This is a genomic window from Enterobacter sp. EC_50 (assembly GCF_019584525.1).
Lineage (GTDB): Bacteria > Pseudomonadota > Gammaproteobacteria > Enterobacterales > Enterobacteriaceae > Enterobacter > Enterobacter roggenkampii.
Genome location: NZ_VDAF01000002.1, coordinates 74,012 through 100,448 on the forward strand (window position 1 = coordinate 74,012; position 26,437 = coordinate 100,448).

Consider the following 26,437-nt stretch of genomic DNA (forward strand, 5'->3'; position numbering starts at 1 on the left):
CCATAATTATCGTTAACGCCTTATAAAACAATAACCTTATCATTTACATGGATTATGGTGATGATCTCTTCGCGTATGACTCGCTGGTTAACCCTGTTTGCGCTGGCAGCCACCGTTGCGGTTGCGCTTCCCGCTCGCGCAAATACCTGGCCCCTTCCTCCGTCCGGCAGCAAGGTGGTGGGGGAAAACCGCTTTCATGTGGTTGAAAATAATGGCGGTTCGCTGGAAGCCATTGCCAAAAAATATAACGTTGGTTTTCTGGCCCTGCTGCAGGCGAACCCTGGCGTCGACCCCTACGTCCCGCGCGCGGGCAGCGTATTGACTATCCCGTTACAGACTATCCTGCCGGACGCTCCGCGTGAGGGGATCGTCATAAATCTGGCGGAGCTGCGTCTGTACTATTACCCGCCGGGTAAAAATGAGGTGACCGTCTACCCGATTGGTATTGGTCAGCTGGGCGGCGACACCCTGACGCCGACGATGGTCACCACCGTCTCGGATAAACGCGCGAATCCAACCTGGACACCAACGGCCAATATTCGTGCACGGTATAAAGCTCAGGGCATCGATCTTCCAGCCGTGGTGCCAGCAGGCCCGGATAACCCGATGGGTCACCACGCGATCCGTCTGGCGGCCTACGGCGGCGTTTACCTGCTGCACGGAACGAATGCGGACTTTGGCATCGGCATGCGCGTCAGCTCGGGCTGCATTCGTCTGCGCGATGACGATATCAAAACGCTGTTTAACGTCGTTACGCCGGGTACCAAAGTCAATATCATCAATACGCCGATCAAGGTTTCTGAGGAGCCGGGCGGCGTGCGGCTGGTTGAAATTCACCAGCCGCTATCGAAAAACATTGGCGATGACCCGCAGACGCTGCCCATTAACCTGAATGCCGCGATGGTAAGCTTCAAAACGAATGCGAATACCAACAGCGAGGTGATGGAGCGCGCAATGGAGGCCCGTTCAGGCATGCCGACCGACGTCACCCGGCATCACGATGTTATCCAGCAATCGATGTAAATCATAAATAAAAAAACGCCCTGCTAAGCAGGGCGTTTTTTTATTGCAGTGGCATAAATGAGGGTTTATGCCCGGCTTATTTGTAGATGACGGCGGTGCCGTGCAGGGTGTTAGGACCGGTCACAGAGGTGATGCGGTAAGATTTTGCACCCATCTCTTGCGCTTTTTGCGCCAGCTGATCTTCCAGTGAACCCAGGTTAGTCCCGGCAGAGGCAGAGATCGTGCCGACTTTATGCTGATCGGCTGGAGTGGACTGTACCTGTACAGCCGCAAAGCTTGCGAAAGAGAGTGAACTCAGGACAGCAGCAGCGATGAGGGTTTTTACGTTTTTCATGATGTTTACCTTTAGCAGATGAATTTGGAGGTCGTTAGCTATTTAGTTAACGATCGATAGGTAAATCATAAATGTGATCCACCTCACACGTCAACATAATTTTATAATGGTCGTTAACTTAATTTTAAAGTCGTTATTTTTCATACTCATATGATTAATTTATTTTTAAGCATTCAGCGCTGGTGGTGACTTGCGTTTATTTTTATAATGGTCATTCAACAAACCAACAGAGGACCAACGGCACATGACAACCGACGTCACGAGTTGTGCAAAGAAAAGCCGTGGCCGACCAAAAGTGTTTGACAGGGATGCAGCGCTTGATAAGGCCATGACTCTCTTCTGGCAACATGGGTATGAAGCAACCTCGCTTTCCGATCTGGTAGAAGCCACCGGCGCCAAAGCGCCGACGCTCTATGCCGAATTTACCAATAAAGAGGGGCTGTTCAGGGCAGTGCTGGACAGATACATTTCGCGCTTTGCGGCGAAACACGAAGCCCAGCTGTTTTGTGAAGAGAAAAGCGTCGAACAGGCGCTTCGGGATTACTTCACCGCCGTCGCGACCTGCTTCACCAGTAAGGACACGCCTGCGGGCTGCTTTATGATTAACACCTCTGCCACCCTGGCGGCGTCCTCGAAAGAGATTGCCAATACGGTGAAATCGCGTCATGCCATGCAGGAGGAGACGCTGAGCGCCTTTCTGGCTCAGCGGCAGCAGCGCGGTGAAATCCCTGCACAGTGCAACCCTCAGCTGCTGGCGCAATACCTGAGCTGTATTTTGCAGGGGATGTCGATCAGCGCCCGTGAAGGGGCAACGCTGGAAAAACTGCAGAATATCAGCGACACCACGCTGCGGCTGTGGCCTGAGCTACTCAAAATCTGAAGCAAAAAAAAGCTCCTCAGCCTGAGCGCATGAGGAGCTAAATTCAGAGAACATCTTTTTTACACTTTGTTATTCAGAACCAGCTGGCCATTTCCATCGAGCGGAATTTGCGTGCCCGGGTCTTTATCCATGCGGATTTTGCCCTGCTGATCGCCAATTTTGTACGTCACGTCATAACCCAGCATTTTTTCCGACTTGTCATAGACGGTTTTGCAGCGTTGCTGAGTCGTGGTGTAGGTATCGTTATCCTGCATCGCGCCCTGCACCTGGTTACCGGCATAGCCGCCACCCAGCGCGCCGACCACGGTCGCTACATCTTTACCCCGGCCGCCGCCAAACTGGTGACCAATCACGCCACCCGCTACCGCACCCAGAACAGAACCGGCGATACGGTTTTCATCCTGCACCGGACGACGATGCGTCACGGAGACGTTACGGCACTCCTGACGAGGCGTTTTTACCGTTTCTTTAATCGGTGTAGCAGAAACCACCTGCGCATACTGCGGGCCGCGGTCTAATACGTTGAGACTGGCAACGGCAGCCACACCTAACGCAGCCGCGACGCCAATCCCTATACCCGCCAACATTGATTTATTCACGGGACTTCCTCCTTTGTTGCTATTGGTAACAATTTTGCAATGGAGGCACGGCTTCGCCAATCAGATAAAGGATCAAAAAAGGGGCATAGCGAGGAGATATATTCTATTTAGGAGAACTCTGAAGCAGTCAAACTGTGATCTACAGCATGAAATGCTAAAAACTCCCTCCGGAGAGCCCGGAGGGAGTGAAAGATTAGTGCAGCTTCAGACGCGGACGGATCACGCGGTTGATTCTGCCCACCAGCATCATCAGCCCGGTTTTGAAGTAGCCGTGCAGCGCAATCTGGTGCATACGGTACAGGGAGATGTACACGAAGCGGGCAATGCGCCCTTCTACCATCATTGAGCCGCGCATCAGGTTGCCCATCAGGCTGCCGACGGTTGAGAAGTTTGACAGAGACACCAGAGAACCGTGGTCTTTGTAGACATAGGCCTTCATTGGCTTGCCTTTGTACTGCGCCAGAATGTTGTGCAGGACCAGGCTTGCCATCTGGTGTGCAGCCTGGGCGCGCGGCGGCACGAATCCACCTTCAGGACGGGCGCAGGAGGCGCAGTCACCAATAGCAAAGATTTCAGGGTCACGCGTGGTTTGCAGCGTTGGCTCCGTGACCAGCTGATTAATGCGGTTGGTTTCCAGGCCGCCGATATCTTTCATAAAGTCAGGCGCTTTGATACCTGCCGCCCAGACCATCAGATCCGCTTTGATATACTCGCCGTCTTTGGTGTGCAGGCCGCCTTCGTCGGCGCTGGTCACCATGGTCTGCGTCAGCACCCGCACGCCCAGCTTGGTGAGTTCATTGTGCGCCGCACCGGAAATACGCGGAGGCAGCGCAGGCAGAATGCGTTCACCGGCTTCGACCAGCGTGACGTTCAGCGCTTCGTTCGTTAACCCTTTGTAACCGTAGCTGTGCAGCTGCTTCACCGCATTGTGCAGCTCAGCGGACAGCTCAACGCCCGTCGCACCGCCGCCGACAATGGCGATATTGACCTTACCGTTCGCACCCATATTGCTGGTGTACTTCAGGAACAGGTTCAGCATTTCCTGATGGAAACGACGCGCCTGGTGCGGGTTATCGAGGAAGATACAGTGCTCTTTCACGCCCGGCGTGTTGAAGTCGTTGGAGGTACTGCCCAGCGCCATGACCAGGGTGTCGTACGGCAGCTTGCGCTCAGGAACCAACAGCTCCCCTTTTTCATCACGCAGTTCTGCCAGAGTGATGGTTTTGCTTTCACGGTTGATGTCCACCACCGAGCCCAGCTGGAACTGGAAATGATGGTTGCGCGCGTGTGCCAGATAGCTGAGCGCGTCCACGCCCTCGTCCAGAGAGCCGGTCGCTACTTCGTGCAGCAGCGGTTTCCACAGGTGGCTGTGGTTACGATCCACCAGCGTGATTTTGGCTTTTTTACCGCGCCCCAGCTTCTTACCCAACTGTGTCGCCAGCTCCAGCCCGCCAGCACCACCGCCTACAATCACTATCTTTTTCAATGGCGTAGTCAACGTGACCCCCTCAAATTATTAACCAATTGTTAATTAAAAGTTATAAAAATAACCCTTAATTAACAACAGGTTACAGCACTGAAACCATTCAGGTGCATTGAGAATACCACGTCAGGCGCATTGGTCATACCAAAATTGATATGCATCAAGTTTTGATGGCTTAAAAGTAGACAATTCTGGACAAAAAGAAACCCGGTGCGCGTTCGCGACCGGGTTTCTGAAGCGGCAGGCTGTGGTTTAGCCCAGCGTTTTAAAGGCTTTGATGCGCTGGAGGTGCGGGGAGATATTCTTAAACTTGTGGGTCTGTTCTTCGTCCCAGACGATCTCATAGTAATGATGCAGCAGTTCTGCAGCCCGGTGGCTGTTGAGCGCCTCATCGTTACGCGACAGGATCACCAGGCAGCGGTCACGGTTTTTCTCCCGAAAATTGCTGACGCACTTGGTCGCAATATCGACATACTCTTCCGGGCGGTCGATTTTGCCTTCCATGTTTTCGTTCGGGAAAAGGTTGGGATTGAATACCACCTGACGGATGTCACACAGGAAGCCAATCCGCTCTGCCCAGTAGCCGCCCAGCCCCACGCCGCAAATCAACGGCCGATCGTCGACGTTGAGCTGCAACATCTTGTCCACCTCTTTGAGCAGGTGCTGCATATCATGCTTCGGATGGCGCGTGCTGTAGCTGATCAACCGGACATCCGGATCGATAAACTGCAGCTGCAGCACCTTCTCATGATTACCAGGACTGTTTGAGTCAAAACCGTGTAAATAGATGATCATCGTCTTCTCACCACGCTACGCCTTCCGGGAGGGTTTACAGGCTGGCTTTATGTGCCTGCCAGCGCTCATTCAGGTCTTCAAGCCGGGCGTTGACCGTCTTCCAGCGCGCCGAATCCATCAGCTCCTGACGGCTAAATGAACCTTTATGATACAATTGCGTAACACGCTCTGCATTGATCGGCGACAGGTTATCCAGCACGCTAACGGCACCTTTACGATTATTGCAGACCAGGATCATATCGCAACCTGCATCCAGCGACGCCTGACCGCGTTCAGCGTAGCTGCCCATAATCGCCGCCCCTTCCATTGATAGATCGTCAGAGAAAATCACGCCATTGAAGCCCAGCTCCTGACGCAGAACGGTTTTCAGCCAGTGCGGAGAGCCGCTGGCAGGACGCGGATCAACGTCGCTGTAAATCACGTGCGCAGGCATGATGGCATCCAGCTTGTTGTCGGTGATAAGCGACCTGAACACCGACATATCTTTGGCGCGAATTTCTGCTTCCGGACGCGGATCGCGCGGGGTCTCTTTATGCGAGTCCGCCGTCACCGCCCCGTGGCCAGGGAAGTGTTTCCCGGTGGTTTTCATCCCGGCATCGTGCATGCCGTCAATGAAGCGGGTCGCCATGGCCAGCGCAATGCGCGGATCGTCATGGTACGAGCGCTCGCCAATGGCGGCGCTGATATGCCCCACGTCCAGCACCGGGGCAAAACTGATGTCGATATCCATGGCAATCATTTCGCTGGCCATCAGCCAGCCGGCCTCCTGCGCCAGTGTCCCGCCCTCTTCCGTGCCGAGCAGCGCGGCAAAAGACTGGGCCGCCGGCAGGCGGGTAAACCCTTCGCGAAAACGCTGCACCCGGCCGCCTTCCTGATCGACGGTGACCACCAGATGGTTGCGCGACGCGGCGCGGATCTGACGCACCAGCTCGCGCAGCTGCGCCGGATCGTGATAGTTGCGGGTAAACAGGATCAGGCCCCCCACCAGCGGATGCGCCAGAATTTCACGCTCCTCCGCATCCAGTTCAAACCCTTCTACATCCAACATGACTGGACCCACATCCACCTCTCTTATCCTTTCGTTTATAACTGACGCCAGGCATCGTCTGCCAGCGCAATAAAATGTTTGTCTCTTGACTGCTGATAGCGCATTTCAAACCAGCCAGCCATTAACATGACGACCCATGGCCGCCAGCGTTTGACCTGACGCCTGAGCGCGTCGGCGTCAATGTGCGCCACCTCGGCGTAGTTCCTGATAAGCGTCTGCCGCGCGTCGTCACTCTCCGTCCAGACTGCCGCCAGCTCCAGCGCCACATCGCCATCTCCGGCGTATTCCCAGTCGATGAGCCTGATGCCCTCTGCCGTATGCACAATATTTCCGGCATGAACATCCATGTGCAGCGGCGATAGCCGAATCGGCTGCGGCTCGCCTGCTTTACGCAACCACTTGAGATGTGCCAGCCACACTGGAGTGCGTCTGTCAGGCGCGGCCTGCTGCCAGTAGCGTTCAAGCAGCGGGTATAACATGATTCGCCATCCCAGACGTGGCTGCCGGTGCAGATGATACAGCATTGCCACGAGCGTCGGCGTGTCCGGCAGCGCGCTTTTCACGTCACCGTCCAGATAGTCGACGGCCATCCAGCTCTCTCTGAAAAAACGGGGGGCAGGCACGAGATCTGACGGAAGACGCCTCAGGGCGCGAAACTGACGACGGAAATGGGAGGCAGGCGCATAGGGGTCGTGATGTTGCCGCAAGACCAGGCGTCGTTCCCCCTGCGCTATAATGCAACTCGCGCCGCCAAGCCCGGAGTGGGCCTGCGGCGCGATAAGGCGGTACTGAGGAAAATAGCGCGTCAGAATCTCTTCACGCGTGCTGTCATTGTTGCGTAACCGCACCTTTACCTGACCAGATAATTTCGCCTGTCTGAACCAGCATCAGCTGCATCTGCAGGGCCGGTGTATTCACGTTACCGGTAGCGTTAGAGTACAGCACATACTGTGCGCCAACGTTACGGGCAATGCCGATCGCCTTGCTGCGTGTGCCGAGGCTGTCCTGTGGCGACAGGCCAAGCTGCTGTTTGGCTACCGCGAGCTGCTGGGCGGAGACCAGCGTAAACTTACCGTTGTTTGCCAGCGCATTGCGCAGCGTTTCCGTCGCTTCGCCCGCGTTCAGCGAACCGTTGGTACGGTTGTTCACGCTATCAACCAGCAACACGCTACCTGCCGTCACGCCCTGTGCCTGCAGCATTTTGCCGACCATGGGCTGCATTGCGCCGTTCCAGTCGTAATGGCGCACGCGCGGCGTGGGCTGTGACGTCTGGTCTGGATGCTCAATCGGGCCAGGCTGTGACGGAATAGACGGCACAGACGGCACGGTTGGCTGCGGCTGCGTTGGCTGTGTCGGCTGTTCAGTGCCCGGTTTCGCCTCTTCCACAGGCGCTGGCTGTTCAGTTCGGGTCACACACCCCGCCAGGAACAGCGCGAAAGCTGTCACGAGCGCATAGCGGCTCAAGTTTTTAATCAAGGTTCACCCCTTAGAGATAAAGATAAAGTCTCACCTTATGCGCACCCAGATAGTTGGCGCTGCCATAGAGCGTTACCGACGATCTGGCCGGAATGGTGACGCTGCGCGGCGCCTCCAGCGGATGCATTTCAAGACCTCTTACGTCATACCAGAAAAAACGGTAGTGGACCGTCACGGGTTCATGTCTTTCATTAAAGAGCGTAGAGGAGGCAGAGGAATTGATTTCACTGATGGTCAGCACGGGTTGTTGCGCCGTGATGCCCGCGGCAAGCACGGAGGATTCCATCACCAGCGTCTGTTCATCGTTCACGGGTATTGCCGGGCGCGAGCTGCACCCCACAATCATCATCGTCAATACCAGCGCTGCAATACGCCCTTTACGCATATCAAAGACCTTTATGTGCCAGCATCGGCCCCAGAGGACGTCCACCCAGCAGATGCATGTGAATATGATAAACTTCCTGGCCACCATGACGGTTGCAGTTCATGATCAGACGGTAACCGTCTTCTGCAATGCCTTCCTGTTCAGCGATTTTCGCGGCCACCGTCAGCATACGACCTAACGCCACTTCATGCTCGGTTTTTACGTCGTTTACGGTCGGAATCAGAATATTGGGAATGATAAGGACGTGCGTCGGTGCCTGAGGGGAAATATCCCGGAAAGCCGTTACCAGTTCATCCTGATAGACGATATCCGACGGGATTTCGCGACGGATAATTTTACTGAAAATCGTTTCTTCAGCCATGACCTTTTCCTTTTTTGTTTAATCTGGCGCGAGCAATTGCTGTTAACACACGCTCTGGTTGAGTGCGTGACACAATTCAAGAGTATGAGCGAGTTTCTCCTGTCCTTTCAACCTCCTCCCTCGATTTCTTTCCTGAATGTTCATCAGCTGAACGAAGAGTGACCGTTAAAGCGTGCTGCTGCATTTTTTTAAGACAGAAATAAAAAAGGCAGCCATTCGGCTGCCTTAGTCTCCCCAGGTCACAGCTTAGTTGTTGCGGATGTATTCATCCATTTCGGTTTTCAGGTTATCGGATTTCGTACCGAAAATTGCCTGTACACCAGAACCTGCAACAACCACGCCCGCTGCGCCCAGTTTTTTCAGACCCGGCTGGTCTACTTTCGCGACGTCGGCAACGCTCACACGCAGACGAGTGATGCACGCGTCCAGGTTAGTGATGTTCTCTTTACCGCCGAACGCGGCAACCAGTGCCGGAGCCATTTCGCTGGTCGCGCCAGCTTTGCTGTCTTCTGTCGCATCTTCACGGCCTGGGGTTTTCAGGTCCAGTGCTTTAATCAGCACGCGGAAGATGGTGTAGTAAACAACGGCGTAGCACGCACCCACGATTGGGAACAGCCACAGTTTGCTGCTGTTACCGGACAGAACGATGAAGTCGATCAGACCGTGAGAGAAGGACGTACCGTCACGCATACCCAGCAGAATACAGATTGGGAACGCCAGGCCCGCCAGAATCGCGTGGATAACGTACAGGATCGGCGCAACGAACATGAAGGAGAACTCGATCGGCTCGGTGATACCGGTCAGGAACGAGGTCAGCGCTGCGGAGATCATGATACCGCCCACTTTTGCACGGTTCTCTGGCTTAGCAGAGTGCCAGATAGCAATCGCCGCTGCTGGCAGACCGTACATTTTGAACAGGAAGCCACCAGACAGTTTACCTGCAGTTGGGTCACCCGCCATGTAACGTGGGATATCGCCGTGGAATACCTGGCCTGCTGCGTTGGTGAATTCACCAATCTGCATCTGGAATGGAACGTTCCAGATGTGGTGCAGACCGAATGGCACCAGGCAACGCTCGATGAAGCCGTAGATACCAAACGCCACGACCGGGTTCTGGTAAGCAGCCCACTGAGAGAAGGTCTGGATAGCGGAGCCGATTGGTGGCCAGATGAAGGACAGGATCACGCCAGTGAAAATCGCTGCCAGACCAGAGATGATCGGAACGAAACGCTTGCCCGCGAAGAAGCCCAGGTACTCAGGCAGCTTGATGCGATAGAAGCGGTTGAACATGTACGCTGCAATCGCACCGGAAATGATACCGCCCAGAACACCGGTGTCCGCCAGGTGTTTCGCGGCGATCTCTTCTGCCGGTAAATGCAGAACCAGCGGCGCAACCACAGCCATGGTTTTCACCATGATGCCGTAAGCAACCACTGCAGCCAGCGCAGATACGCCGTCGTTATTGGTGAAGCCCAGAGCCACACCGATCGCGAAGATCAGTGGCATGTTAGCAAAGACAGAACCGCCTGCTTCGGCCATCACATGGGACACTACGGCTGGCAGCCAGCTGAAGTTAGCAGAACCGACACCCAGCAGGATACCTGCGATAGGCAGTACGGATACTGGCAGCATCAGCGATTTACCGACCTTTTGCAGGTTAGCAAATGCATTCTTAAACATAATTGAGAGTGCTCCTGAGTATTTGTGCTTTTTTTACGCTTTCACGCATTGGCCCGGGGGGAGTACCGTGCCGTGGACAGGACATCTAAGCGCCCTTTATTTATTACACAGAGTAAAATAATTCCCTCTGAGTTTGTTTGACGGCTATCACGTTTCAGCTTAAGGCGGTCGAAAAACTTTCAGTTATTTACAAAAAGCATGTCCGGATGTGTCTAAAAACACCCTCACCGCCCCAAATGAGGCGGTGAACTTTACTCGTTTTATTTATTAATTACGAGCCTAAAAAAACAGGTGTATCAGACAGATTGCAGGCGGGCGGGGTCAATATGGAACAGCGTTGAGAAGTTTTCCGTGGTCACGCGGGCCAGCTCTTCGATGCTGACGCCCTTCAGTACGGCCATGTACTCAGCCACGTCTCGCGTCATCGCCGGTTGGTTCTCTTTACCGCGATGCGGTACCGGGGCCAGATACGGAGAGTCTGTCTCCACCAGAATGCGATCGAGCGGAACATAACGCGCGGCATCCCGGAGCTGCTCAGCGTTACGGAACGTCACGATCCCGGAAAACGAAATATAAAACCCTAAATCAAGCAGTTTACCCGCCGTTTCTCTGTCTTCTGTGAAACAGTGTAGTACGCCACCGCAATCCGTCACGTTTTCTTCCCGAAGGATCGCCAGGGTGTCGGCACGCGCATCGCGGGTATGCACAATGACCGGCTTGTTCAGTTCGCGGCCAATGCGGATATGATGGCGGAAGGACTCCTGCTGCCGCGGTTTCGTTTCCGGCGTGTAAAAATAGTCCAGGCCCGTCTCCCCCATCGCCACCACGCCCTCTTCTGCTGCCAGTCGGCGCAGTTCCTCAACGTCATACGCCTCGTCCTGATTCAGCGGATGCACGCCGCAGGAGAACACCACGTTGTCGCGAACGCCCACCAGCTCACGCATGGTGCGATAACCCGGCAGCGTCGTCGCCACCGCAAGGCAGAATTTCACATCGCGGGCAGCGGCTTTTTCCAGCACGTCATCCACGTTTTTATGCAGGGATTGATAATCCAGGCCATCAAGATGGCAGTGTGAGTCGACTAAAAACATAATGTCTCTCTCAGAGATGGGAAACTGGCGGTGTGACGCCGGGTTGCAGGTAATGTTCAATGCGCAGTAACTGGTCGGTCAGTAAAAGCTCGCGATTAAGACCCGTCACGGTTAAAAGCTGTTCGCGGCTCTGGCAAACTTCATGAAGCATCGCGTGAAGAATCGCGCCGGAGAGGCGGTTCGCCAGCGTACTCACCAGTGGCCACGCGTCAGGGTTAGTCAGCAGCGTTGCCCCTTGCTGAATTTTAAGGGCATCCAGCAGCAACGCGGCCAGCCAGTGCAGACGCTCAACGGCACTATCGCTGTTAAGTGTCGGGAGTAAGCTTAGCCAGTCGTTGTTATTCAGCGCCGCTTCGACGGCCCGGCAGAGCGCTTCTCGCTGTGACCAGACGTCAGGTTGCAGCAAGGCCAGCGCCGCCGCGGGCGCGCCGCTACTCAGGCGCAAGGCGGACAGCGCACTTTCAGGTGACGTTGTCACCTCTCGCTCCAGCCAGCTCAGCGCCCATGATTCCTGAGGCACCGCAAGGTGATGAAGACGGCAGCGGCTGCGCAACGTCGCCAGCAATCGTCCCGGATCGCGGCACGAGAGGAAAAACCACGTTTTTTCCGGCGGCTCTTCAAGAGTCTTAAGCAGGGCGTTAGCCGCCGCCTCGGTCAGCAGGGTGGCGTCTTTGAGCAAGACGACCTTAGCGCCACCCAGACGCGCATGTTCGTACAATTTTTCACTGACCTCACGCACGGCATCAATACCCAGCGCGCTCTTGCCCTTCTCAGGCTCAAGGGTGTAGTAGTCAGGATGTGTGCCCGCATGCATCAGCTGGCAGCCGCGGCACTTACCACAGCTTTTGTGCCCTTCCGGCTGCTGGCACATCAGAAAACGGGTGAGGGCATAAATTAACGCCTCATCCCCCATCCCTGGCAATGCCTGAATCAGTAACGCATGATGCCCCCGCCCCGCCTGATAGCTGCCGATCAGCTGCTCAAAGTGCGGACGCAACCATGGATACCATTTCATGTCTGCTGCTCCTGTACCCACTGCGTAACGGTCTGCTGGATGTTGTGCGTGACGTCATCCAGCGACTGCGTCGCATCGATGGTACGAATAGCGCTATCCTGTGCCGCCAGCTCAAGATAGCGCGCACGGGTGCGGTTAAAGAAATCAAAGGACTCTTGTTCAATGCGGTCCAGCTCGCCGCGCGCGCGGGCGCGTTTGAGGCCCACTTCCGGCGTAACATCCAGATAGAGGGTCAGGTCGGGGCGAAAATCACCCAGTACGGCATCGCGCAGCGTTGCCAGCATCGTCTGGTCAATACCGCGTCCCCCGCCCTGGTAGGCCTGAGTCGACAGATCGTGGCGATCGCCGATCACCCATTTACCCTCGGCCAACGCGGGTTTGATCACCGTCTCAACCAGCTGTACGCGCGCCGCGTAGAACATCAACACTTCGGCTTTGTCAGTGATAACTTCGTCGCCAACGGATTTAATATCCAGCACCAGGCTGCGCAGTTTCTCCGCAAGTTGTGTACCGCCCGGCTCGCGGGTGAAGACCATGTCGGCGACGCCAAGCGATTTCAGCGTGTCCACCACTACGTTGCGGGCAGTGGTTTTACCCGCCCCTTCGAGTCCCTCAATGACAATGTATTTACTGCGCATTTTTTTCCTTAAGTGCCTTCAGATAGTCCTGAACAGAGCGATTGTGGCTGGCAAGGTTGGTGTTAAAGGTATGCCCCCCTTTTCCATCAGCCACAAAATAGAGATACGGTGTTTTCGCCGGGTGCGCGGCGGCTTTGAGAGAAGCCTCGCTCGGCGTGGCAATCGGGCCAGGCGGTAAACCGCTAATCACGTAGGTATTATACGCCGTTGGCGTTTCCAGATCTTTTCTGGAAATCTTGCCCGTATAGTTCTCTCCCATGCCGTAGATGACGGTAGGGTCGGTTTGCAGGCGCATACCAATGCGCAGACGATTGATAAATACTGACGCCACCCGATCGCGCTCGGCGGCAACGGCGGTTTCTTTTTCGATAATCGAGGCCATGGTGACAAACTCGTTTTTATCTTTATAGGGTAAGCCATCCATTCGCCCTTCCCAGGCGGCATCCACGGCGGCGACCATTTTTTTGTGTGCCCGCTTCAGGATCGCCACATCGGTCGTGCCTGCGGTGTACATCCAGGTATCCGGCCAGAACCAGCCCTCTACCCACTCGGGATGCTCAAACTTGAGCACGTCGGCCACCGTCTGGTAGCTGTCGTCCTTCAGGGTATGTTTGATATACGGCGCATCGCGCAGCTGTTTGAGGTAATCGCTCAGGCGCATACCTTCGACAAAACGCAGCGGGAACTGGGCTTCTTTACCGCTTTCCAGCAGTTGCAGCATCTCTCTGACTGTCATGCCGGGCGTAAAGCGGTAGGTACCGGCCTTGAAGTGAGATAGATCAGGCTCAATACGCAATAACCACTGGAACACACGAGGACGGTTAATGATTTTAACCCTGTAAAGCTGCTCGCCCAGCGCCATCCGCCCGGTACCGGCTTTCAGGGTAAAAATCGTCTCGTCTTTAATCAAGATTTTACTGTTCGCCAGCTGGCGGACTTTCCATACTCCCGCTCCGCCAGCAATACCCAGCGCAATAATAAGGAGAAGGACAAAACGCAACATTTTCTTCATGACTATCTGGTTTGCTCACATATCGGGGCTAAAAACTGGAACAGCTCGCGCGAAGACCAGCGCTGTTGGTCATACGCACGGACGGCGATAACAGGCATCAACGCATTGCAGATAACGACTTCATCGGCGGTATGTAGCGCGTCTTCTCCTGCGCAAACTTCGACAATGCGAAAGTCTGAACGTGCGAGCTGCTGTAAACAAAACTGGCGCATGATGCCGTTAACGCCAGCCTGCGCCAGCGAAGGCGTAAAGACGTCGCGCCCCTTACGCCAGAATAAATTAGCCGCACAGCATTCCGTAATGCGCCCTTCACTGTCAAGGACTAGCGCCTCATCGGCGTCCGTCTGTTCAAGATGAGTACGAATAAGCACTTGTTCCAGGCGATTAAGATGTTTTAGTCCGGCAAGCATCGGGTTTCGCCCCAGCCGCACCGGGCTCAGCGTCAACGTCACGCCCTCTTCACGCCAGCGCGCATAGTGAGCAGGATAAGCTGAAACAGAGAGAATACGTGTTGGATGCTGACAGGCGGCACCGCTGTACCCCCGCCCACCGCTGCCTCGGCTAATGATAACTTTTAAGACACCGCTGGTTTTACCTGACGCCAGCTGACGCATCTCATTTTCAAGAATTTCCCACTGCGTAAAAGGGATCAGTAACGTCTGGCAGGCGTCTTGTAAACGGCGGAGGTGTGCATCAAGCAAGCACACGTCGCCTTCCAGAATACGCGCAGTCGTAAAGCAGCCATCGCCAAACTGCGTCGCCCTGTCGCTTGCCGGCAGCGTGTCTTGCTCAAGGCCATTAATTAAAAACATGGTGGCTCCTTATGCGTGGGCGTTTAGTCTGGCAGGATGCCATGCAACCGACAAGAAGATTAGGCTTAATAAAAAAGGCCCGGCAAGCGGACCTTTTTTTATAGCTTTCGGGCCGTCAGGCTCAGACCTTTTTGAAGATCAGAGAACCATTCGTGCCGCCAAAGCCGAAGGAGTTACACAGGGTGTACTCCATACCGCTAACCTGGCGCGCTTCATGAGGAACGAAGTCCAGATCGCAACCTTCATCCGGGTTATCCAGGTTGATGGTTGGCGGAACAGCCTGATCGCGCAGCGCAAGGATAGAGTAGATGGACTCTACTGCACCCGCAGCACCCAGCAGGTGACCGGTCATAGATTTCGTGGAGCTAACCAGTACGCGGCTGGCAGACTCGCCGAAGATAGACTTCACAGCCTGCGCTTCAGCTTTGTCGCCTGCTGGCGTAGAGGTACCGTGAGCGTTAACGTAGCCAATCTGCGCTGGGGTAATACCCGCATCACGGATCGCGTTTTCCATCGCCAGCGCAGCACCCGCACCGTTCTCCGGAGGAGAGGTCATGTGATAAGCATCGCTGCTCATACCAAAGCCAACGACTTCAGCATAAATTTTCGCACCGCGTTTTTTCGCATGTTCGTACTCTTCCAGCACGAGCATACCTGCCCCGTCACCCAACACGAAACCATCGCGGTCTTTATCCCACGGACGGCTCGCCGCCTGAGGATTATCGTTACGGGTAGAAAGCGCACGCGCTGCACCAAAGCCACCGACACCCAATGGGGTACTGGCTTTTTCAGCACCGCCCGCAACCATAGCATCTGCATCGCCGTACGCAATGATACGCGCGGCCTGGCCGATGTTATGCACGCCAGACGTACACGCGGTAGCGATAGAAATGCTTGGCCCACGCAGGCCGAACATAATGGTCAGGTGACCTGCCACCATGTTAACAATCGTGGACGGAACGAAGAACGGGCTGATCTTACGCGGTCCGCCATTCATCAGCGATGTATGGTTTTCCTCGATCAGGCCAAGACCGCCAATCCCGGAGCCGATAGCAGCGCCGATACGGGTTGCGTTCTCTTCCGTAATCTCAAGGCCAGAATCCTGCATGGCCTGAACGCCAGCGACAATTCCATATTGAATGAAGGCATCCATCTTGCGCTGTTCTTTGCGCGAGATGATCTCTTCACAGTTAAAATCCTTTACTAAGCCAGCAAATTTCGTTGCATAGGCGCTAGTATCGAAATGGTCGATTAGGCTGATGCCGCTCTGACCGGCAAGGAGAGCTTTCCAGGTGGACTCTACGGTATTGCCGACAGGAGACAACATGCCAAGTCCGGTCACAACTACACGACGCTTAGACACGTTTGTCCTCCAGGGAGGGATAAAAAAAGAGATTCGTGGGACTAAAAAAGATAAAACTCAGGCGGTCGAATGACCGCCTGGAGATGTTCACTTACGCCTGGTGGCCGTTGATGTAATCAATGGCAGCCTGAACGGTGGTGATTTTCTCAGCTTCTTCGTCCGGAATCTCAGTATCAAACTCTTCTTCCAGAGCCATTACCAGCTCAACGGTGTCAAGAGAATCTGCGCCCAGGTCTTCAACGAAGGAAGCGGAGTTCACAACTTCTTCCTGCTTAACGCCCAGCTGTTCGCCGATAATTTTCTTAACGCGTTCTTCGATAGTGCTCATACTCTTAAATTTCCTATCAAAACTCGCTTTCGCGATGGTTTTCGTAGTGTATAAAATGTTGAAAAATTTGCAACTAAATCCCGGCAGGTCTTACCACGATTTTACGTTATTTTGAGGCCATTTGCCCTAATAACGCAAATATTTTCGATCGTGATTAAACCATGTACATCCCGCCGTTGACGTGGAGGGTCTCACCAGTGATGTAACCCGCTTCGTCAGAGGCTAAAAATGCAACCGCACTGGCGATTTCTTTAGGGTCGCCAAGACGACCCGCCGGAACTGCCGCCAGTGTACCCGCACGCTGCTCATCGGTCAGCGCACGCGTCATGTCCGTTTCAATAAAGCCCGGAGCAACAACGTTTACAGTAATCCCGCGGGACGCGACTTCACGCGCCAGCGATTTACTGAAACCGATCAGACCTGCTTTCGCCGCAGCGTAGTTAGCCTGACCAGCATTTCCCATGGTACCAACCACAGAACCAACAGTGATAATACGACCATGACGCTTTTTCATCATAGCGCGCATTACCGCTTTTGACAGACGGAATACAGATGACAGGTTGGTTTCGATAATATCGTTCCACTCGTCATCTTTCATTCGCATCAGAAGGTTGTCGCGAGTGATCCCGGCATTATTGACCAGAATATCCACTTCACCAAACTCTGCGCGAATATTTTCCAGAACAGATTCGATAGATGCTGGTTCGGTCACATTCAGTACCAGACCTTTACCGTTCGCACCCAGATACTCGCTGATGGCCTGCGCGCCATTCTCGCTGGTTGCTGTACCAATCACCTTCGCGCCGCGCGCAACCAGTGTTTCAGCAATTGCACGCCCGATACCGCGGCTTGCGCCAGTCACCAGGGCGATTTTTCCTTCAAAACTCATGGTATTCCTCTTTTATTGCGAGAGTGCCGCTGACATCGCTTCCGGCTCGTTAATCGCCGAGGCTGTCAGGGTGTCAACAATACGTTTCGTCAGACCGGTGAGGACTTTCCCTGGGCCGACTTCATATAGATGCTCAACGCCCTGAGCGGCCATAAACTCAACGGTTTTGGTCCACTGTACCGGGCTGTAGAGCTGGCGAACCAGTGCGTCGCGGATAGCTTCCGGCGCGGTTTCGCATTTCACATCGACGTTGTTCACAACGGCAATCGTCGGTGCGTTAAACGTAATTTTTTCCAGCTCAACCGCCAGTTTCTCGGCGGCTGGCTTCATTAACGCACAGTGGGACGGCACGCTGACCGGCAGCGGCAGCGCGCGTTTCGCGCCAGCAGCTTTACAGGCAGCACCGGCACGCTCAACCGCTTCTTTATGACCAGCGATAACCACCTGGCCCGGCGAGTTGAAGTTAACCGGTGAAACCACCTGCCCTTCAGCAGATTCTTCACACGCTTTTGCAATCGCAGCATCATCCAGACCGATGATAGCAGACATGCCACCTGTGCCTTCTGGCACCGCTTCCTGCATGAATTTACCGCGCAGTTCCACCAGACGTACGGCGTCAGCAAACGCGATCACACCGGCACAGACCAGCGCTGAGTATTCACCCAGACTATGGCCCGCGAGCAGCGCTGGCGCTTTACCGCCCTGCTGCTGCCAGACACGCCACAGCGCAACGGACGCTGTCAGCAGCGCTGGCTGTGTCTGCCAGGTTTTGTTCAGTTCTTCGGCCGGGCCCTGCTGGGTCAGCGCCCATAAATCATAACCCAGTGCATCAGAAGCTTCACGGAAAGTCTCTTCAATGACCGGATAGTGTGCTGCCATTTCAGACAACATCCCAACGGTTTGAGAGCCCTGCCCCGGGAACACAAAAGCAAATTGCGTCATTTTTTATTCCTTATCCTAGAAACGAACCAGCGCGGAACCCCAGGTGAACCCGCCACCGAAGGCTTCAAGCAAGACCAGCTGGCCCCGTTTGATTCGCCCGTCGCGTACCGCTTCATCAAATGCGCACGGTACTGACGCCGCAGAGGTGTTGCCGTGACGATCCAGCGTCACCACAACGTTATCCATCGACATGCCCAGCTTTTTCGCGGTCGCGCTGATGATACGCAGGTTCGCCTGATGCGGCACCAGCCAGTCGAGCGCGGAGCGCTCAAGGTTATTCGCTTCCAGCGTTTCATCAACAATGTGCGCAAGCTCAGTCACCGCCACCTTGAACACCTCGTTCCCTGCCATGGTCAGGTAAATCGAGTTGTCCGGATTAACGCGATCGGCGTTAGGCAGGGTCAAAAGCTCACCGTAGCTGCCATCAGCATGCAGATGCGTAGAGATGATACCCGGCTCTTCGGACTGCCCCAGCAGCACCGCGCCCGCACCATCACCAAAAATAATGATCGTTCCGCGATCGGTTGGATCGCAGGTACGCGCCAGCACGTCAGCACCGATCACCAGCGCATATTTGACGGCTCCGGACTTCACGTACTGATCGGCAACGCTCAGCGCATAGGTAAAACCTGCGCACGCAGCGGCAACGTCAAACGCCGGGCAACCTTTAATGCCGAGCATATTCTGCACCTGGCATGCCGCGCTTGGGAAAGCATGTGTAGCAGACGTCGTGGCCACCACGATCAAACCGATCTGTTCTTTATCAATGCCCGCCATCTCGATAGCACGCTGTGCGGCTTCGTAACCCATGGTGGACACGGTTTCGTCTGGCGCGGCGATACGACGTTCACGGATACCTGTGCGCGTGACAATCCACTCGTCAGACGTATCTACCATTTTTTCCAGATCGGCGTTGGTACGCACTTGTTTTGGCAGGTAGCTGCCGGTACCTAAAATCTTCGTATACATGTACGCTCAGTCACTTTTAGCTAATACAGATTCCAGGCGAGCGGCAATCCGCTGAGGGACTTGTCGCTGCACCGCCTGCACTGCCTGTTCAATGGCGACAGAAAATGCTCGCTGATTGGCGGCGCCATGACTCTTAATCACGATGCCGCGCAATCCTAACAGACAGGCGCCATTATACTGGTCGGGGTTGAGGTGACTGAATCGCCGCGTCAGGCTCTTTTGTAACCAACGCTTCAATAAAATCAGCCACCAGGCGCTTTTTTTGCCCTCTCCCTGTGATTTCAGCAGAGAAAGAAACATCCGCACGACCCCTTCCATGGTCTTCAACGTTACGTTTCCGGTGAAGCCATCGCAGACCAGAACATCCGTTTTACCCGTCAACAACTCATTGGCTTCGAGATAACCAATATAGTTGATGGAGGGAACCTGTTTGAGCAATTCAGCTGCTTCGCGAATGCTGTCCAGGCCTTTGGTCTCTTCTTCACCAATGTTCAGTAACGCAACACGGGGAGTATTGATCCCGACCACTTCTTCTGCCAGCACCGATCCCATTACGGCAAACTGAGCCAGCATTGTACTATCACAATCGACATTCGCGCCCAAATCTAGCACCACCGTCTTGCCCTTCTGCTGATGCGGCAACACCGTCACCAGCGCCGGGCGCTCAATACCGTCAATCGGTTTGAGCAACAATTTCGCCAGTCCCATCAGCGCGCCGGTATTACCCGCGCTGACGCAAGCCTGGGCTCGTCCTTCTTTCACCAGCTCCAGCGCTATCCGCATCGAGCTGCCGCGGCTATTGCGAATCGCCTGCGAGGGTCGGGCATCACTGGCAATAACTGACTGCGCAGGAATAATCTGCAGACGTGAACGTTGTTCAAAGTCAGCTTTTGCAAGTAATGGCGTGATTGCGTCGGGATTGCCGACTAAAAGAAGAGTGAGTTGCGAATTAGAATTCAGTGCCTGCAATGCTGCAGGCACTGTCACGGAAGGGCCAAAATCTCCCCCCATGACATCTAACGCCAGGGTTAGACGTGTCAAGGTATCGTCGCAGCCTGGTTCGGTAAGTTCCCCGTTTGCACGGGGAGCTCCTCACTAAGCCTAATCACGCTGACGCGTGATTACTTAGTGATAACCTTGCGGCCGCGGTAGAAACCGTCAGCGGTGATGTGGTGACGCAGGTGTTTCTCACCAGAAGTCTTGTCTACAGACAGGCTGGTAACTGCAGTCAGCGCGTCATGGGAACGACGCATGCCACGTTTGGAACGGGTTGGTTTATTCTGTTGTACGGCCATGGACCTTACTCCTCAATTACTTACGCTTTAAGCTGGCTAATACGGCAAATGGGTTTGGTTTTTGCGCTTCATCAGGCAGTTCCCCAAAGACCATGTCCGCCTCGGACACTTCACAGTGTTCAGAATCATGCACCGGAACGACTGGCAAGGAGAGGATGATTTCATCTTCAACCAGAGCCAGAAGATCGATTTCACCGAATTCGTTAACCTCAATCGGCTCATACGCTTCCGGGAGTGCTTCAGCCTGTTCGTCAGAACGAACCGGACTGAAACAATACGTTGTGTGAACATGCTGTACAAACGGTTTCCCGCAACGCTGACACTCGAGCGTTACCGTCACCTTTGCATCACCGGTTAACACGGCGAGGCGCTGGTTGTCGATAGCGAACGACATGGAGCATTCTACATCACTGTCCACACTGACTACGGATTCGGCAATACGCTCAGCCTGATCGGAAGTATAGATACCTTCGTAATCGAGGCGTTTTTGAGCCGTACGAACCGGATCAAGAGTCAGGGGTAATTTTACCTTTTGCATAGGGCGCGCATATTAACTTTGTAACGTCATAGAGTCAAAGAAAAAGGCAACCAGAGCTGCCTTTTGCCAATTATTCGCACACATTGCGGCCTGTAGTTTAAAATGGCTGGCATCGATACGCTATATCTGGTGATAAAAATATGCCAAATCTCGTCCTTGCTTCCACGTCTCCCTACCGCCGAATGCTGCTGGAAAAGCTTGGGATCCCGTTTGAATGCGCTGCTCCAGACGTGGATGAGACGCCACAGCCGGGCGAGTCACCGCGCCATCTGGTGACGCGTCTTGCTAAGGAGAAGGCGCAGTCGCTGGCCGCACGCTATCCTTCGCATTTGATTATAGGCTCCGATCAGGTTTGCGTGCTGGACGGCGAAATCACCGGCAAGCCGCATACAGAGGAAAATGCCTGCCAGCAGCTTCTGCGCGCGCGCGGTACTATCGTGACCTTCTATACGGGCCTCGCCCTCTATAACGCCGCGTCTGGCCATCTGCAAACCGAGTGCGAGCCGTTCGACGTACACTTCCGCCATCTCAGCGAGCAAGAGATTATGGATTATGTGCGTCGTGAGCGTCCGCTGAACTGCGCGGGGAGCTTTAAAAGTGAGGGGCTGGGGATTGCGCTGTTCGACAAGCTGGACGGTCGGGATCCGAACACCCTGGTGGGGTTACCGCTGATTGCCTTGTGTCAGATGTTACGGCGAGAAGAGTGTAATCCGCTGACGATGTGACCTTCGCCGGGTGGCGCTGCGCTTACCCGGCCTACAAAACCGTAGGCCCGTGCAAGCGCAGCGCCACCCGGCAAAATCAGCCGCGCAGAACCTTCAGGCAGCGTTTCAACTGCTCATCCAGCGGCGCTTCAATACGGATGACTTCACCGGTATTTGGGTGGGTAAACTTCAGCGCTGCCGCATGCAGGAACAGACGCGATAGCCCCGTTCCCGCCAGCTGCTTATCAAACTCGCGGTCGCCATAGCGGTCATCAAACGCGATGGGGTGCCCTGCAAACTGCGTATGTACGCGGATCTGGTGGGTACGACCGGTCACCGGACTGCAGCGCACCAGCGTGGCAAACTCATAGCGCTCTTCAACCTTAAAGCGCGTCTCAGACGGTTTCCCTTCCTGGCTGACGCGGACAATACGCTCGCCGCTTTGCAGAATGTTCTTCAGCAGCGGCGCCTGCACCACTTTTACATGGGACTGCCACTGGCCGCGCACCAGCGCCAGGTAGTCTTTCTGCATCCCTTTTTCACGCAGCTGTTCATGCAGGGAACGCAGCGCAGAACGTTTTTTCGCTACCAGCAGCACGCCAGAGGTGTCACGGTCAAGACGGTGCACCAGCTCAAGGAAACGCGCTTCCGGGCGCAGGGCGCGGAGCCCTTCAATCACACCGAAGCTCAGGCCGCTACCGCCATGGACTGCCGTTCCTGACGGTTTATTCAGCACCAGAATGTGGTCATCTTCGTAAAGGATGACATCGCTCAGGGCCGCCACTTTCTGTAGCTTCGGTGAAACGGTCTCTTCTTCACGCTCTGCCACGCGCACCGGCGGAATGCGCACTTCATCGCCCGCCTCGAGTTTGTACTCGGGCTTCACGCGTTTTTTGTTCACCCGCACTTCGCCCTTACGCAGGATGCGGTAAATCATGCTCTTTGGCACCCCTTTCAACTGGGTGCGCAAGAAGTTATCGATACGTTGCCCCGCTTCATCTTCGGCGATGGCAACCATTTTTACGGCTGGAGTCTCTGTTTTCATGGTTGGCGATTCTAAATATCGTCAGCCATTAGCGCCACTCATTTTTCTATGCTTATATTTACTTTTATCCGGCCTGCGCCCCGTTTCACGCAATCGATTTGGTGGTTATTAAACCAATCACCACCTTGAGGTGAAGAAACTGTGAGTAACCGGGTGATAATTGGTAAAAGTCATCTTGCTATAACCCGGCGAGCAGTGGAATAATGAGGTCGTTTTCCGCGTTAAATCCGGGTTTTGTAAGGATGTCGACGGAATGACCAATTTTGTCTGACCGATCATCCACGCAGCAATGGCGTAAGACGTATTGATCTTTCAGGCAGTTAGCGGGCTGCGGGTTGCAGTACTTCCCGGTATAAGGATTGTTCTCTGGAGAGTTCTACCCAGGCAATTCCCCTGATAATTGCGCTGTGTTTCCGTATGAAACACAGGCAACCGACACTCTGCGCCTCTTAAGCGAGCGACAACCGTGAGGTTGGCGACGTGAACAGACACGAGGCCATCGGTTCATACCCCGGAAAGCGTCACCTTGCCCGCAGCTTTGTCGTCAATGTAAGAATAACGAGTAAGTTACGATGAAAAGAATGTTAATCAACGCAACTCAGCAAGAAGAGTTGCGTGTCGCCCTTGTGGATGGGCAGCGCCTGTACGATCTGGATATCGAAAGTCCTGGACACGAACAGAAAAAAGCGAACATTTACAAAGGCAAAATCACCCGCATTGAACCAAGCCTTGAAGCTGCATTTGTCGATTACGGTGCTGAGCGTCATGGTTTCCTCCCTCTGAAAGAAATCGCCCGCGAATATTTCCCTGCAAACTACAACGCCCATGGCCGCCCAAACATCAAAGATGTTCTGCGTGAAGGTCAGGAAGTTATCGTTCAGATTGATAAAGAAGAGCGTGGCAACAAAGGTGCCGCACTGACAACCTTTATCAGCCTGGCGGGGAGCTATCTGGTGCTGATGCCAAACAACCCGCGTGCGGGTGGTATCTCTCGCCGTATCGAAGGTGATGACCGTACCGAGCTGAAAGAAGCGCTGGCAAGCCTTGAACTGCCTGACGGCATGGGGCTTATCGTGCGTACCGCAGGCGTCGGGAAATCCGCCGAAGCGCTGCAGTGGGACCTCAGCTTCCGTTTGAAACACTGGGAAGCCATCCAGAAAGCAGCGGAAAGCCGCCCTGCTCCGTTCCTGATCCACCAGGAAAGCAATGTGATCGTGCGTGCCTTCCGTGACTACCTGCGTCAGGACATCGGTGAGATTCTGATCGATAACCCGAAAGTGCTTGAGCTGGCGCGCCAGCACATCGCCGCGCTGGGCCGTCCGGATTTCACCAGCAAAATTAAGCTGTATACCGGTGAAATCCCGCTGTTCAGCCACTATCAGATCGAATCCCAGATTGAGTCCGCCTTCCAGCGTGAAGTGCGTCTGCCATCCGGCGGTTCTATCGTTATCGATACCACTGAAGCGCTGACCGCTATCGACATCAACTCCGCGCGTGCAACCCGCGGCGGCGACATCGAAGAGACCGCTTTCAACACCAACCTTGAAGCCGCTGATGAAATCGCCCGCCAGCTCCGCCTGCGCGACCTGGGTGGTCTGATTGTTATCGACTTCATCGACATGACCCCTGTTCGTCACCAGCGTGCGGTAGAAAACCGTCTGCGCGAAGCGGTGCGTCAGGATCGTGCGCGTATTCAGATTAGCCATATCTCACGCTTTGGCCTGCTGGAGATGTCCCGTCAGCGTCTGAGCCCATCGCTGGGTGAGTCCAGCCATCACGTCTGCCCACGCTGCTCCGGCACCGGTACAGTGCGTGATAACGAATCGCTGTCCCTCTCTATCCTGCGTCTGATTGAAGAAGAAGCGCTGAAAGAGAATACCAAAGAGGTTCACGCGATTGTGCCTGTGCCAATTGCGTCCTACCTGTTGAACGAAAAACGTGCTGCGGTCAGTGCCATTGAAGCACGTCAGGGTGGTGTTCGCTGCATCATCGTGCCAAACGATCAGATGGAAACCCCGCACTACCACGTGCTGCGTGTCCGTAAAGGCGAAGAGACGTCAACGCTCAGCTACCTGCTGCCTAAGCTGCACGAAGAAGAGATGGCCCTGCCATCTGATGACGAGCCAGCAGAGCGTAAGCTGCCAGAGCAGCCTGCGTTAGCGACCTTCATCATGCCAGAAGCCCCACCGGAAGCCGCCCTGGAAAAACCAGCGGCCAAACCTGCGGCGCAGAAACCAGAAGCGACGGCCGCGAAAGCCCAGCCTGCGCAGCCGGGTCTGCTGAGCCGCTTCTTCGGCGCGCTGAAGAAGATGTTTGCCGGTGAGGAAGTTCAGCCAGAGCAGCCGAAAGAAGAGCCAAAAGCGGCCAAGCCTGAACGTCAGCAGGACCGCCGTAAGCGTCAGAACAACCGCCGCGACCGTAATGACCGTAGCGATCGTAATGAGCGCAACGAGCGTCGTGACAACCGTGACAACCGCTCTGACAATAACGAAGGCCGTGAGCAACGCGAAGACAACCGTCGCAACCGTCGCGAGAAACAGCAGCAGAATGTTGAAGATCGTGAAATTCGCCAGCAGGCGGGCGATGAGTCTGAGAAGAGCAAACAGCGTGACGACCAGCAGCCGCGCCGTGAACGCAACCGTCGTCGTAACGACGAGAAGCGTCAGGCACAGCAGGAAGTAAAAAACCTGAACCGCGAAGAGCCTGTTGAGCAGCAGGACGGCGAGCAGGAAGAACGTACTCAGGTCATGCCGCGCCGTAAGCAGCGCCAGCTTGCTCAGAAAGTCCGCTTCGCCTCTGAAGCAACCGAAGAGACAGCAAACGTTGCGGTTGAAACTCGCGAGAGCGCAACCGGTACGCAGCTGGCAAAAGTTGACCTGCCAGCGGTCGTTGATAACAATATTGAGCAGGATGAAAACGGTGAAAACCGTGATAACGCCGGTATGCCGCGCCGTTCACGTCGTTCCCCACGTCATCTGCGCGTCAGCGGTCAGCGCCGTCGTCGCTATCGTGACGAGCGGTACCCGACTCAGTCTCCAATGCCGCTGACCGTTGCCTGTGCTTCACCAGAAATGGCTTCCGGCAAAGTCTGGATCCGCTACCCTGTTGCTCGCCCGGAGCAGGTTGTTGAAGAACAGCCGGTAACGGAAGAGGTCATTGCACCTGTAGCAGCGGTAGAAGAGGTCGTGACTGAAACGGCAACCGTGGTTGAACCTCAGGTTGTTGAAACTGAAGCACCTCAGGCCGCGGACGTCGAAACCACGCATCCGGAAGTGATTGCCGCGCCGGTTGATGCCGCACCGCAGCTTATTGCTGAAGAAGATGTCGTGGTGGCTGAGGAAATTGCTGAAGAGGCTGAACCTGTAGCCGCGGTAGAAGAAGCCGCTGAAACTCTCGACGAAACCACCGCTGAAGAGGTCGTTCAGGACGTTGAGATTCAGGTTGAACCGCTTGTTGAAGAGCCAAAAGCGCCAGAAGTGAAGCCTGAGCCGGTTGTTTCTGCGCCAGCCGCTGCCCACGTAGCGACAGCACCAATGACCCGCGCCCCGGCGCCGGATTACGTGCCTGAAGCGCCGCGTCACAGCGACTGGGTTCGCCCGGCCTTCAGCTTCGAAGGTAAAGGCGCAGCCGGTGGTCATAGTGCAACGCATCAGGCGACTGCACCGGCAACGCGTCCACAGTCTGTCGAATAACGACAAACGACACTAAAGTAAAAAGCCGACCCTTGGGTCG

28 protein-coding genes are annotated in these 26,437 nt (G+C 54.9%); 4 read left to right on the forward strand and 24 right to left on the reverse strand.

All coding sequences use genetic code 11. The features are described from left to right. Nucleotides 1-57 precede the first annotated feature (57 nt). Complete coding sequence (locus tag FHC48_RS02050; RefSeq protein WP_059364173.1) at nt 58-1,023, forward strand: L,D-transpeptidase family protein; 966 nt, start codon at nt 58-60, stop codon at nt 1,021-1,023. 76 nt (nt 1,024-1,099) lie between these two features. Here FHC48_RS02050 and bhsA read toward each other — a convergent pair whose 3' ends face one another. Then, entirely contained in the window at nt 1,100-1,357 is a 258-nt protein-coding gene (gene bhsA, locus FHC48_RS02055; RefSeq protein ID WP_023616599.1) for a multiple stress resistance protein BhsA, read from the reverse strand. 244 nt (nt 1,358-1,601) lie between these two features. On the opposite strand from bhsA, the gene comR reads away from it, so the two are divergent. Further along, a complete protein-coding gene (comR, locus tag FHC48_RS02060) occupies nt 1,602-2,237 on the forward strand; it encodes a TetR family copper-responsive transcriptional repressor ComR (protein ID WP_008500778.1) in 636 nt (211 codons plus the stop codon). A gap of 59 nt (nt 2,238-2,296) precedes the next feature. Here the strand turns inward: comR and FHC48_RS02065 are convergent, their stop codons facing one another. The 22 genes from FHC48_RS02065 to yceD all read right to left on the reverse strand — a co-directional run bounded on the left by FHC48_RS02065 (nt 2,297) and on the right by yceD (nt 20,956). Then, nucleotides 2,297-2,836 (reverse strand): glycine zipper 2TM domain-containing protein, encoded by a 540-nt coding sequence (locus tag FHC48_RS02065; protein WP_008500779.1) that lies wholly within the window; start codon nt 2,834-2,836, stop codon nt 2,297-2,299. Between the two features lie 193 nt (nt 2,837-3,029). Continuing rightward, the gene (locus FHC48_RS02070) at nt 3,030-4,334 is read right to left on the reverse strand and encodes an NAD(P)/FAD-dependent oxidoreductase (RefSeq protein WP_008500780.1); all 1,305 of its coding nucleotides are present in this window, start codon (nt 4,332-4,334) and stop codon (nt 3,030-3,032) included. Nucleotides 4,335-4,571: 237 nt separating this feature from the next. Next, nucleotides 4,572-5,114, reverse strand: coding sequence for an alpha/beta hydrolase YcfP (ycfP, locus tag FHC48_RS02075; protein ID WP_008500781.1), 543 nt, complete (start codon nt 5,112-5,114; stop codon nt 4,572-4,574). 34 nt (nt 5,115-5,148) lie between these two features. Continuing rightward, a complete protein-coding gene (gene nagZ, locus FHC48_RS02080; protein WP_220418749.1) occupies nt 5,149-6,174 on the reverse strand; it encodes a beta-N-acetylhexosaminidase in 1,026 nt (341 codons plus the stop codon). 23 nt (nt 6,175-6,197) lie between these two features. Beyond that, complete coding sequence (thiK, locus tag FHC48_RS02085) at nt 6,198-7,010, reverse strand: thiamine kinase (protein WP_059362923.1); 813 nt, start codon at nt 7,008-7,010, stop codon at nt 6,198-6,200. Then, nucleotides 6,991-7,638 (reverse strand): penicillin-binding protein activator LpoB, encoded by a 648-nt coding sequence (gene lpoB / locus FHC48_RS02090; protein ID WP_008500784.1) that lies wholly within the window; start codon nt 7,636-7,638, stop codon nt 6,991-6,993. Before lpoB ends, thiK begins: the two co-directional genes overlap by 20 nt. Nucleotides 7,639-7,648: 10 nt before the next feature. Continuing rightward, entirely contained in the window at nt 7,649-8,023 is a 375-nt protein-coding gene (locus FHC48_RS02095) for a YcfL family protein (protein ID WP_008500785.1), read from the reverse strand. A gap of 1 nt (nt 8,024) precedes the next feature. Next, nucleotides 8,025-8,384 (reverse strand): purine nucleoside phosphoramidase, encoded by a 360-nt coding sequence (gene hinT / locus FHC48_RS02100; RefSeq protein ID WP_008500786.1) that lies wholly within the window; start codon nt 8,382-8,384, stop codon nt 8,025-8,027. A 246-nt stretch (nt 8,385-8,630) separates the two neighbouring features. Beyond that, complete coding sequence (gene ptsG / locus FHC48_RS02105; RefSeq protein ID WP_008500788.1) at nt 8,631-10,064, reverse strand: PTS glucose transporter subunit IIBC; 1,434 nt, start codon at nt 10,062-10,064, stop codon at nt 8,631-8,633. 296 nt (nt 10,065-10,360) lie between these two features. Further along, the gene (locus tag FHC48_RS02110) at nt 10,361-11,155 is read right to left on the reverse strand and encodes a metal-dependent hydrolase (protein ID WP_008500789.1); all 795 of its coding nucleotides are present in this window, start codon (nt 11,153-11,155) and stop codon (nt 10,361-10,363) included. Between the two features lie 10 nt (nt 11,156-11,165). Beyond that, on the reverse strand, nt 11,166-12,170 hold the full coding sequence (gene holB, locus FHC48_RS02115) for a DNA polymerase III subunit delta' (protein ID WP_059365190.1): 1,005 nt from the start codon (nt 12,168-12,170) through the stop codon (nt 11,166-11,168). Then, nucleotides 12,167-12,808 carry a dTMP kinase gene (gene tmk, locus FHC48_RS02120; RefSeq protein WP_059365189.1) on the reverse strand — a complete coding sequence of 214 codons (642 nt, stop codon included), beginning with the start codon at nt 12,806-12,808 and terminating at the stop codon, nt 12,167-12,169. Before tmk ends, holB begins: the two co-directional genes overlap by 4 nt. Continuing rightward, nucleotides 12,798-13,820 (reverse strand): cell division protein YceG, encoded by a 1,023-nt coding sequence (gene yceG / locus FHC48_RS02125; protein WP_059365188.1) that lies wholly within the window; start codon nt 13,818-13,820, stop codon nt 12,798-12,800. Before yceG ends, tmk begins: the two co-directional genes overlap by 11 nt. Before the next feature lie 2 nt (nt 13,821-13,822). Further along, on the reverse strand, nt 13,823-14,632 hold the full coding sequence (gene pabC / locus FHC48_RS02130; protein ID WP_023327109.1) for an aminodeoxychorismate lyase: 810 nt from the start codon (nt 14,630-14,632) through the stop codon (nt 13,823-13,825). 121 nt (nt 14,633-14,753) lie between these two features. Continuing rightward, nucleotides 14,754-15,995, reverse strand: coding sequence for a beta-ketoacyl-ACP synthase II (gene fabF / locus FHC48_RS02135; RefSeq protein ID WP_008500794.1), 1,242 nt, complete (start codon nt 15,993-15,995; stop codon nt 14,754-14,756). Nucleotides 15,996-16,086: 91 nt separating this feature from the next. Further along, nucleotides 16,087-16,323 (reverse strand): acyl carrier protein, encoded by a 237-nt coding sequence (acpP, locus tag FHC48_RS02140; RefSeq protein WP_003857954.1) that lies wholly within the window; start codon nt 16,321-16,323, stop codon nt 16,087-16,089. 154 nt (nt 16,324-16,477) lie between these two features. Then, nucleotides 16,478-17,212 carry a 3-oxoacyl-ACP reductase FabG gene (gene fabG, locus FHC48_RS02145; RefSeq protein WP_008500795.1) on the reverse strand — a complete coding sequence of 245 codons (735 nt, stop codon included), beginning with the start codon at nt 17,210-17,212 and terminating at the stop codon, nt 16,478-16,480. A 12-nt stretch (nt 17,213-17,224) separates the two neighbouring features. Then, nucleotides 17,225-18,154 (reverse strand): ACP S-malonyltransferase, encoded by a 930-nt coding sequence (gene fabD, locus FHC48_RS02150; protein WP_008500796.1) that lies wholly within the window; start codon nt 18,152-18,154, stop codon nt 17,225-17,227. A gap of 15 nt (nt 18,155-18,169) precedes the next feature. Beyond that, nucleotides 18,170-19,123 (reverse strand): beta-ketoacyl-ACP synthase III, encoded by a 954-nt coding sequence (locus FHC48_RS02155; protein ID WP_008500797.1) that lies wholly within the window; start codon nt 19,121-19,123, stop codon nt 18,170-18,172. Between the two features lie 6 nt (nt 19,124-19,129). Next, a complete protein-coding gene (plsX, locus tag FHC48_RS02160) occupies nt 19,130-20,164 on the reverse strand; it encodes a phosphate acyltransferase PlsX (protein ID WP_021240758.1) in 1,035 nt (344 codons plus the stop codon). A gap of 80 nt (nt 20,165-20,244) precedes the next feature. After that, nucleotides 20,245-20,418, reverse strand: a complete 174-nt coding sequence (gene rpmF / locus FHC48_RS02165; RefSeq protein ID WP_003857964.1) for a 50S ribosomal protein L32 — start codon at nt 20,416-20,418, stop codon at nt 20,245-20,247. 16 nt (nt 20,419-20,434) lie between these two features. After that, nucleotides 20,435-20,956, reverse strand: coding sequence for a 23S rRNA accumulation protein YceD (yceD, locus tag FHC48_RS02170; protein WP_021240759.1), 522 nt, complete (start codon nt 20,954-20,956; stop codon nt 20,435-20,437). 140 nt (nt 20,957-21,096) lie between these two features. Between yceD and FHC48_RS02175 the strand changes: the two genes are divergently transcribed. Next, nucleotides 21,097-21,681 (forward strand): nucleoside triphosphate pyrophosphatase, encoded by a 585-nt coding sequence (locus tag FHC48_RS02175; protein WP_032622831.1) that lies wholly within the window; start codon nt 21,097-21,099, stop codon nt 21,679-21,681. A 76-nt stretch (nt 21,682-21,757) separates the two neighbouring features. Here the strand turns inward: FHC48_RS02175 and rluC are convergent, their stop codons facing one another. Beyond that, entirely contained in the window at nt 21,758-22,705 is a 948-nt protein-coding gene (gene rluC / locus FHC48_RS02180) for a 23S rRNA pseudouridine(955/2504/2580) synthase RluC (protein ID WP_021240761.1), read from the reverse strand. Between the two features lie 572 nt (nt 22,706-23,277). On the opposite strand from rluC, the gene rne reads away from it, so the two are divergent. Next, a complete protein-coding gene (gene rne / locus FHC48_RS02185) occupies nt 23,278-26,397 on the forward strand; it encodes a ribonuclease E (RefSeq protein WP_059365186.1) in 3,120 nt (1,039 codons plus the stop codon). The last annotated feature ends 40 nt before the right edge of the window (nt 26,398-26,437 follow it).